Consider the following 579-nt stretch of genomic DNA (forward strand, 5'->3'; position numbering starts at 1 on the left):
CTCGGTAGCTCAGTCGGTAGAGCAGAGGACTGAAAATCCTCGTGTCGGCGGTTCGATTCCGTCCCGAGCCACCATTTATTTTAATAAAATACGCCGGCTTAGCTCAATTGGTAGAGCAACTGACTTGTAATCAGTAGGTTGGGGGTTCAAGTCCTCTAGCCGGCACCATGTAAGTTTCGGAGGGGTAGCGAAGTGGCTAAACGCGGCGGACTGTAAATCCGCTCCTTCGGGTTCGGCAGTTCGAATCTGCCCCCCTCCACCATTTACATAGGGGCATAGTTTAAAGGTAGAACTGAGGTCTCCAAAACCTCCAGTGTGGGTTCGATTCCTACTGCCCCTGCCAAATATATTTACACAACATGGCGGTTGTGGCGAAGTGGTTAACGCACCGGATTGTGGCTCCGGCATTCGTGGGTTCGATTCCCATCAGTCGCCCCATTTTTATTTTAAAAATTACAAATAATCTAATGGATACTTACATATAATTAAGTAAGAATTCGATGGGCTATAGCCAAGCGGTAAGGCAACGGACTTTGACTCCGTCATGCGCTGGTTCGAATCCAGCTAGCCCAGCCATTT

Annotated in this window: 5 tRNA genes; all 5 read left to right on the plus strand. The window is 48.7% G+C overall.

What is annotated here, in order from left to right:
* The first annotated feature begins 92 nt into the window (after positions 1–92).
* The 5 genes from HFD78_RS29035 to HFD78_RS29055 all read left to right on the plus strand — a co-directional run bounded on the left by HFD78_RS29035 (position 93) and on the right by HFD78_RS29055 (position 576).
* A tRNA-Thr gene (locus HFD78_RS29035) sits at positions 93–168 on the plus strand.
* 10 nt (positions 169–178) lie between these two features.
* Positions 179–262 (plus strand) — tRNA-Tyr (locus HFD78_RS29040).
* A 7-nt stretch (positions 263–269) separates the two neighbouring features.
* Positions 270–343, plus strand: a tRNA-Trp gene (locus HFD78_RS29045).
* Between the two features lie 19 nt (positions 344–362).
* Positions 363–438: transfer RNA gene (locus tag HFD78_RS29050), tRNA-His, on the plus strand.
* Between the two features lie 63 nt (positions 439–501).
* A tRNA-Gln gene (locus tag HFD78_RS29055) sits at positions 502–576 on the plus strand.
* The last annotated feature ends 3 nt before the right edge of the window (positions 577–579 follow it).

It is taken from the genome of Bacillus sp. EKM501B, assembly GCF_011800505.1.
GTDB classification, from domain to species: domain Bacteria; phylum Bacillota; class Bacilli; order Bacillales; family Bacillaceae_G; genus Bacillus_A; species Bacillus_A cereus.